This is a genomic window from Lacticaseibacillus camelliae DSM 22697 = JCM 13995 (assembly GCF_001436615.1).
Classification (GTDB): Bacteria; Bacillota; Bacilli; order Lactobacillales; family Lactobacillaceae; genus Lacticaseibacillus; species Lacticaseibacillus camelliae.
Genome location: NZ_AYZJ01000096.1, coordinates 1,498 through 9,025 on the forward strand (window position 1 = coordinate 1,498; position 7,528 = coordinate 9,025).

General features: G+C 51.0%; 6 protein-coding genes and 7 tRNA genes. All 13 read left to right on the top strand.

The window, feature by feature from the left end; translation table 11 throughout:
* Positions 1 to 3 precede the first annotated feature (3 nt).
* The 13 genes from FC75_RS11945 to FC75_RS12005 all read left to right on the top strand — a co-directional run bounded on the left by FC75_RS11945 (position 4) and on the right by FC75_RS12005 (position 7,220).
* Positions 4 to 76: transfer RNA gene (locus tag FC75_RS11945), tRNA-Phe, on the top strand.
* 5 nt (positions 77 to 81) lie between these two features.
* Positions 82 to 162, top strand: a tRNA-Tyr gene (locus tag FC75_RS11950).
* An 8-nt stretch (positions 163 to 170) separates the two neighbouring features.
* Positions 171 to 241 (top strand) — tRNA-Trp (locus tag FC75_RS11955).
* A gap of 14 nt (positions 242 to 255) precedes the next feature.
* Positions 256 to 328 (top strand) — tRNA-His (locus FC75_RS11960).
* Positions 329 to 334: 6 nt separating this feature from the next.
* Positions 335 to 406: transfer RNA gene (locus FC75_RS11965), tRNA-Gln, on the top strand.
* Positions 407 to 424: 18 nt separating this feature from the next.
* Positions 425 to 496, top strand: a tRNA-Cys gene (locus FC75_RS11970).
* Between the two features lie 30 nt (positions 497 to 526).
* A tRNA-Leu gene (locus tag FC75_RS11975) sits at positions 527 to 610 on the top strand.
* A gap of 177 nt (positions 611 to 787) precedes the next feature.
* A complete protein-coding gene (locus tag FC75_RS11980) occupies positions 788 to 1,981 on the top strand; it encodes a glycosyltransferase family 4 protein (protein WP_056989976.1) in 1,194 nt (397 codons plus the stop codon).
* Positions 1,982 to 1,983: 2 nt separating this feature from the next.
* A complete protein-coding gene (locus FC75_RS11985) occupies positions 1,984 to 3,018 on the top strand; it encodes a glycosyltransferase family 4 protein (protein WP_056989977.1) in 1,035 nt (344 codons plus the stop codon).
* Positions 3,015 to 4,052: a lysylphosphatidylglycerol synthase transmembrane domain-containing protein gene (locus FC75_RS11990; RefSeq protein ID WP_056989978.1), complete on the top strand. Its 1,038-nt coding sequence runs from the start codon at positions 3,015 to 3,017 to the stop codon at positions 4,050 to 4,052. The genes FC75_RS11985 and FC75_RS11990 overlap by 4 nt, the downstream gene beginning before the upstream one ends.
* 68 nt (positions 4,053 to 4,120) lie before the next feature.
* Complete coding sequence (locus tag FC75_RS11995; RefSeq protein WP_054665877.1) at positions 4,121 to 4,363, top strand: YkuJ family protein; 243 nt, start codon at positions 4,121 to 4,123, stop codon at positions 4,361 to 4,363.
* A gap of 161 nt (positions 4,364 to 4,524) precedes the next feature.
* A complete protein-coding gene (locus tag FC75_RS12000; protein WP_056989979.1) occupies positions 4,525 to 6,660 on the top strand; it encodes an LTA synthase family protein in 2,136 nt (711 codons plus the stop codon).
* 107 nt (positions 6,661 to 6,767) lie between these two features.
* Positions 6,768 to 7,220 carry a Fur family transcriptional regulator gene (locus tag FC75_RS12005; protein WP_056989980.1) on the top strand — a complete coding sequence of 151 codons (453 nt, stop codon included), beginning with the start codon at positions 6,768 to 6,770 and terminating at the stop codon, positions 7,218 to 7,220.
* Positions 7,221 to 7,528: the final 308 nt, after the last annotated feature.

The following is a 7,528-nucleotide window of genomic DNA, read 5'->3' on the forward strand; positions in this document are numbered from 1 at the left end:
AATGGCTCGGTAGCTCAGTCGGTAGAGCAATGCATTGAAGCTGCATGTGTCGGCGGTTCGATTCCGTCCCGCGCCATTTATGGAGGATTAGCGAAGAGGCTAAACGCGACGGACTGTAAATCCGTTCCTTCGGGTTCCTAGGTTCGAATCCTAGATCCTCCATTTTTTATAGGGATATAGTTTAAAGGTAGAACTACGGTCTCCAAAACCGTCGGTGTGGGTTCAATTCCTACTATCCCTGCTTTTCTTATTATGGCGGATTTGGTGAAGTGGTTAACACACTGGTTTGTGGATCCAGCATACGTGGGTTCGATTCCCACAATCCGCCCTTGATTGGGATATAGCCAAGTGGTAAGGCAACGGACTTTGACTCCGTCATGCGCTGGTTCGAATCCAGCTATCCCAATTGCGAAGAGCAACTCCTGGCGGTGTAGCCAAGTGGTAAGGCAAAGGTCTGCAAAACCTATATGCGTCGGTTCGAATCCGATCACCGCCTTCTTGGACAAGCCAAGAGAAATTCTAATATGCCGCTGTGGCGGAATTGGCAGACGCGCCAGACTCAAAATCTGGTTCCAGCAATGGAGTATCGGTTCGACCCCGATCAGCGGTAGACAGACCCTTTAAGGGTCTTTTTTTTGCGGCGTGACAAACTTGTTATGTAAATTTCAGTCTATAGGTGGATGGTTTCAGTAAGGTTTCTGTTAAACTTGAACGTATGAGGGCCTGAAAATTGATAGCAAGCCTGAGTGTCGTATACTGTAAATAAATGGCGTTGGGAGGCGTGGAGATGAACATTGGGATTTTTACTGATACTTATTTTCCTCAGGTCAGCGGTGTCGCCACGTCGATCAAAACACTGAAGGATGATTTGGAACGCAAGGGCCACTCGGTGTATATTTTTACCACGACGGATCCACATGTGCCGGACGACGCAGTGGAGCCCAATGTCTTTCGGTTCGCGAGCGTGCCTTTTGTTTCCTTCACGGATCGTCGAGTGGCCATCAGGGGCCTCTTTCATGCATACTCCGTGGCCAAGGAACTGCAGCTGGACCTTGTCCACACGCAGACTGAGTTCTCGATGGGCTACATTGGGAAGTTTGTGGCGCGTCAGCTCAAGGTGCCGACTGTGCACACGTATCACACCATGTACGAGGATTACTTGCATTACGTGATGAATGGGCACTTGCTGCGGCCTTATCACGTTAAGCAGTTTATGCGCGCCTACCTTTATCACGTGACGCAGGTGATTACGCCTTCGGAGCGGGCCAAACAGTCGTTGCTCGGATATGGCATCAAAACGCCGATGACCGTCATCCCCACTGGGGTCGATTTAACTCAGTTCAAGGCGGCAAAAGACCCACATTTGCGTGAGCGCCTCGGTCTGACCGATGTGCCGGTACTTTTGTCGCTATCACGGGTCGCGTACGAGAAGCGCATCGACAAGGTCATTGCCGCCATGCCGAGTGTGCTGGCTCAGGTGCCCAAGGCCGTCCTTTTGGTCGTAGGGGACGGGCCGGCTCGGGAAGACCTTGAGCATCAGGCTCAGAGCTTGGGCTTGGGTCAGCATGTTCGGTTCATCGGGCAAGTTGATCATTCTGATGTGCCGGATTATTATCGCGCTGCCGATATCTTTGTTTCGGCGAGTGATTCCGAATCTCAAGGGTTGACTTACATCGAGGCACTGGCGGCAGAGCGCAAGGTGGTGGCACTAGCGGCATCCTACACTAACAGCTTGCTGGATGATCCGGCGATTGGGACAACTTTCACCACGCAAGCTGAGATGGTGCACCAGCTGGTCAATTACCTGCAGCATCCGCACGCCTTTGATGATCCTGCCCCGCGAGAAGCGAAGTTGCGGGCAATTTCCGCGGATCTGTTCGGTGATCGCGTGCTCAAGGTATACGCCCACGCACAGGAACGGTTTGACGAGGAACTGGCCGAGGAAGCAGAGCGGCTTGACGAACCGACGATGAAAGGATAGACATGCTCGATATTCATATGTTCTCTTCGGCGGACAAGGTGGCAGGCCAAGGCGTCGGCGCCGTGTACACGGAATTGATTGCCTTGTTGCGCAAATATTTTCCCTCTGAATTCAAAATCAGCATCAACAAGTATTCTCCCAGCTTGGTCAGTCATTATCACACGATCGACCCGGCCTTTTTTGCATCCACCTTTTCCAAGCGGCGGGGACAAAAGATTGGGTATGTTCACTTTCTGCCTGATACGCTTGATCAAAGCTTGAGACTGCCCGGTGTTGCGAGATGGACTCTGGATAAGTACACGATTGCTTTTTATCAGCGGATGGACCGGCTAGTTGTGGTCAACCCGAACTTCATTCCCAAAATGGCGGCCTATGGCATTGACCCGCGCAAGGTGACGTTCATTCCCAACTTTGTGTCTCGGGAAACGTTTTATCCTGCTACGGCCGAGCAAAAAAAGATGCTTCGCAAAAAGCACGGCGTCAACCAGGATGCGTTTGTGGTGTTTGGTGCCGGGCAGGTTCAGGATCGTAAAGGCGTTGATGACTTCATTGAGTTGGCCAAGCGTAACCCGCAGATGCAGTTTATTTGGGCGGGGGGCTTTTCATTTGGGATGATCACCAATGGCTATGACCACCTGAAAGGCGAGGTCGAGAACGCGCCGAGCAACCTGAACTTTACTGGCATCGTGCCGCGGGACGAGATGGTCGATTACTACAACATTGCGGATGTCTTCCTGTTGCCGTCATTTGATGAGCTGTTCCCAATGTCAGTGCTGGAGGCCTTTTCAACGGCAACGCCGGTGATGGTACGGGATCTGGCGCTGTATGATGACATCATTGCTCCGTATGCCATGATGGCCAAGGATCAGGCGGCCATGGGAGTCGGTTTGCGCGCACTCAAAGCCGATACTGCGCTGCGAGCCGAATACACGGATAAGGCTGAGCAGGCGGCCGCCACTTATTCGGAAGCCCGCCTGGCACGGGTATGGCACGATTTTTATCTGGCGCAAGCCAAAATCGGGGCAAATCGCAGATGAGCCGCGGAAATAAAATCGCGGCATTGGTGATGGTCTTGCTAGGCGTCGGTATTTTCGCTTTTGAAATGCGGACGGTTAACCTGCGGGCAGTTGGGCACAGCCTGGCGACCATGAACCTGTGGTGGCTGCTGGCCGGACTGCTGGTGATGATCAGCTCCTGGGTCGTCGAGAGTTACGTGGTGCGCATGTTTGTGGAACACGACGGGGAGCGGCTCAGCTTTAAGTCTGCGTTTCGGGTGCCGCTCGTCGAGCAGTTGTTTAATAACATCACGCCATTTGCCTCTGGCGGCCAGCCGGCCCAGCTCGTCGCGCTGATGCAGGCGGGGGTTGAAGGCGGCCGTGCAAGCTCGGTGCTGTTGATGAAGTTTATCGTGTACCAGTTCATGGTGCTGATCAATTTTGTCTTCACGCTAATTGTCGGGTTCAACCAGGTTGCCAGCCGGTTTGGGGCGTTATCGCTGCTGATTGTGTTCGGGTTTGTGATCCATGTTACCGTGATCATCGGGTTGTTACTGGTGATGTACTACTACCGGTTCACCAAAAAACTGGTGGCGTGGTTTGTGCACATTGCCGGCTGGTTCATTTCGGCCGAACGCCAAACACGTCTGCAGACCAAGATGGACGAGAAAATTGACACGTTTTACGCCGAGAGCCTGCACTTGAAGCAGGCAAAGCGCAAGGTCTTGAAGGCGTCTGTTCTGACGTTTATTCAGCTGTTGCTGTACTATTCGGTTCCTTATTTCGTTTTGCGCAGTTTCGGCATTGCGCACCTCAGCCTAGTCGGGGTCATGGTCATGCACGTGATGATTGTGATGATCGTGTCGCTTTTTCCGATTCCGGGCGGGACCGGCGGCGCGGAGTACAGCTTTAAGACGCTGTTTTCAGCCTTTGTGCCTGGCCAGGCGCAGCTCGTGCTGGCCATGCTGCTCTGGCGGTTCCTCACGTATTACCTGGGGATGCTGCTTGGCGGGGTGGCGCTGGCAGTCACACCGGACCGCATGGATCAGGCGCCAAAAGAGAAAAAAATCCAGTGACACGGGATTTGGGTCGCCATAATGCGGAATTTTATGGTACGCTATGACAGAATAGAAAGGGGCCGCGTATGAAAAGCTCACAATTAGTTGCGATTATTAAACGCCTAGAAGCCATGCAGGAATCCGAGGACGGTTCAGTGCAATCGCGCCGCTTTGAAAAAGACGGTGTGGAAAAAGGGGAAGTCACCTTTGATCCCGCCACTGAAACTTATTCTCTTGAGGAAATTGCGACTCACCAGAAGTTCGAGTTTGACGACATCGACTTGGCAGCCATCGAGATTTACGATCTGCTAGACGACTCGGAAGACTAGAAGTGTGAAGCCAGGCTTGCCTGGCTTTTTTTAATGTCATTAAGATGGCGTTAAATCCAAGGCCCGCGGGGCCGCTTGAATTGTCAATAGTTTCGCGATTGTGTAGACTAACCATTGTATTCTTATGTGCGCTATGCAATTCAATTGTTTGGAGGATCAGTATGAAGTCGATCGGCGGTAAGATTCGCGGCTTTTTTAATACCCGCTTAGGTTTTTCAGTCCTAGCCATTGCCTTGTTTTGGGCCAAGACTTACTGGGCATACAACACCAAATTTAACCTCGGGGTCAAAGGCCAAATGCAGCACTTGCTGCTGGCGCTGAATCCGCTGCCCACCACCATCCTGCTGTTTGGCTTGGCCTTTTATTTGAGTGGCCGCAAGTCGTACGTCACGATGCTGATCATCGATTTTTTGACTTCAGTGTGGTTGTTCGCCAACGTGCTTTACTACCGGGAGTTCTCCGATTTTCTGACCTTCGCGCTAATCAAGGATTCCGGGTCAGTGTCCAACAACCTTAGCAAAGGGATCATGGGCATCTTGCAGCCGACTGACTGGCTGGTGTTTCTGGACTTAGTGGTGCTGATCGTGCTGCTCGCCACGCATCTCATCCGGATCGACATTCGACCGATCAAGAAGCGGTTTGCCATCGGCGTGACCGTCATGGCCTTGTTCATGATTGGCGCCAACTTGTCCATGGCAGATTCCGACCGGTCCGGGCTGTTAACGCGGACTTTTGACAATAATTACATCGTTAAGTATCTTGGACTGAATGCCTATACCGTGGTCGATGGCGTGAAAACCGCGCAAACGTCAGCAGAAAAGGCGAACGCCAAGGCTTCGGACCTAGATTCGGTGCTGGCTTACGTCAAGAATCACCAGGTTTCCAAAAATGTCAGTTACTACGGCAAGGCCAAGGGCAAGAACGTCTTCATTATTCACTTGGAATCGTTCCAGCAGTTTCTGATTGATTACAAGTGGGACGGCCAGGAGGTCACCCCGAACCTCAACAAGATTTACCACGAAAGCAATACGCTGAGCTTTGACAACTTCTTTAACCAGGTCGGCCAGGGCAAAACCGCCGATGCCGAAATGATGTTGGAAAACTCCTTGTTCGGATTGCCTGAGGGCTCTGCGATGAGTACGGATGGGACCTCAAACACGTTTCAGGCGGCGCCTGCTATTCTGGACCAGCAAGGCTATACGACGGCTGCGGCCCATGGTGATGTTCCCAGTTTTTGGAATCGGGACAACACATATAAGTCATGGGGGTATGATTACTTCTTTTCCAAGCAGTACTTCCCAAAAATCAAGGATGATGAGGTTGGCTACGGGTTTAAGGACAAGCTTTTCCTGAAGTACGCTGCGAGCTACGTGCAGCAGCTGCCCCAACCGTTTTACGCGAAGCTGATCACCGTGACGAACCATTACCCGTACACGCTGGATAAGAAGAATCAAACCATCAGCAAGACGGATACCGGTGATAAAACGGTTGACGGGTACGTGCAAACGGCTCACTACCTGGACCAGTCCATTGGCGAGTTCATGGCCTGGTTGCAAAAGACAGGCCTTGATAAATCCAGCATGGTGGTCTTTTATGGGGATCATTACGGCATTTCCGACAATCACAAGAAGGCTATGGCAAAGCTGACGGGCATCAAAGACTTCAATGATTTCAATAATGCCATGTACCAGCGGGTGCCATTTATGATTCACATGGATGGTCTCAAAGGCGGGATCGATCACACGTATGGCGGTGAGATCGATGTGCTGCCGACGTTGATGCACTTGCTTGGGGTGGACACATCGAACAACGTGATGTTTGGGACTGACTTGCTGTCACCGCAGCATGATCAAACCGTGGCGTTCCGCAATGGGGATTGGGTCACGCCGACTATCACCAAGGTGGGCAGCGTCTACTACAATACAAGCAGTGGCAAGGAAATTAAAAAACTTAGCGCCAGTCAGAAGCAAGCCATTGATGCGGCGACTAACAAGGTCACGACTGAACTGTCACTATCAGATCGCGTGCTGAATGGCGATTTGCTGCGGTTCTACACCCCGGTTGGGTTTAAAAAGGTCGATAAGACTAAGTACAATTACAACCTGAAAAAGGCTCAGGCGAACCTTAAGGCAGCGCAGCGCGCGGGTACTAGTGCGCTGGCCAAAAATGGTGGCAAGTCGTTTGACGATGATTACGTCACGGACGCCCCGGAGCTATCAACCAGTGCGAAGGGTGCCAGCGGTAGTTCAAGTTCCGGCAGCAGTTCTAACTCCAGCAGCAGTTCCTCCTCCAAATAGCATGACTTCGCAAGACCTCCGACTTTTCGGGGGTCTTGTTTGCAGGTTTAAACGTTTAGGGGTATGCTGATGCTGACTGAAGAATCATTCTAATGTAGGTGAAAAATATGGAAGAAACGGTCTATCATCAGACGATTGCAAAGCTTAAGGCGAGTAAAATCAGAGTGACCCCTCAGCGCGATGCGATTATTAAGTATCTGATTGCCAGTGAGGCACACCCAACGGCGGAAAAAATTTACTCAGCATTGTCGCCGCAGTTTCCGCACATGAGCGTGGCGACTGTCTATAATAATTTAAAGTTGCTTGCAGATCTCGGCTTGATTGAGGAGATGAACGTTGGCGATGTTGCGACACATTTTGATTTTGCGCTGCAGCCGCATTACCACGTGATTTGCCGCAACTGTGGTAAGATTGTCGACTTTAGTTATGACAAGCTGACCGATGTGGAGCAGGTCGCGGCGGCCAAGACAGGCTTTTTGGTTGATGGACATCATCTAGAGGTTTATGGACTTTGTCCAGAGTGCCAAGTTAAGCTTGGTAAAGTGCCTGCAGACAGATAAATAGGGGTTTTACTTGAAAAATCCGAACGAGGAAAATGAATCTTTATTCCTTGTTCGGGTTTATTTTTTATGTTTTGTTTTGGCTGATTAATGGTTGACGACACCCCGTAATAGCTGGTAGAATACTTGTTGTTGTCAAAAGCCCGGCGCTTGCGTCGGCCCTCACGGGTGAGATTGTTTATTCAGCTGATGAATATTTAATCAAATAGCGATTGACAACAGTTTAGCCGTTAGATATACTGTTAAAGTTGTCTTAACGGCAAGGTAGTCCTTTGAAAACTGAACAAAGTTTCGTAAATGTGATAGGG

What these genes read in the sequence shown, in the direction of transcription:
- FC75_RS12005 (WP_056989980.1), top strand. Translation starts at nt 6,768, where the DNA reads ATGGAAGAAACGGTCTATCATCAGACGATTGCAAAGCTTAAGGCGAGT.
- FC75_RS12000 (WP_056989979.1), top strand. Translation starts at nt 4,525, where the DNA reads ATGAAGTCGATCGGCGGTAAGATTCGCGGCTTTTTTAATACCCGCTTA.
- FC75_RS11995 (WP_054665877.1), top strand. Translation starts at nt 4,121, where the DNA reads ATGAAAAGCTCACAATTAGTTGCGATTATTAAACGCCTAGAAGCCATG.
- FC75_RS11985 (WP_056989977.1), top strand. Translation starts at nt 1,984, where the DNA reads ATGCTCGATATTCATATGTTCTCTTCGGCGGACAAGGTGGCAGGCCAA.
- FC75_RS11990 (WP_056989978.1), top strand. Translation starts at nt 3,015, where the DNA reads ATGAGCCGCGGAAATAAAATCGCGGCATTGGTGATGGTCTTGCTAGGC.
- FC75_RS11980 (WP_056989976.1), top strand. Translation starts at nt 788, where the DNA reads ATGAACATTGGGATTTTTACTGATACTTATTTTCCTCAGGTCAGCGGT.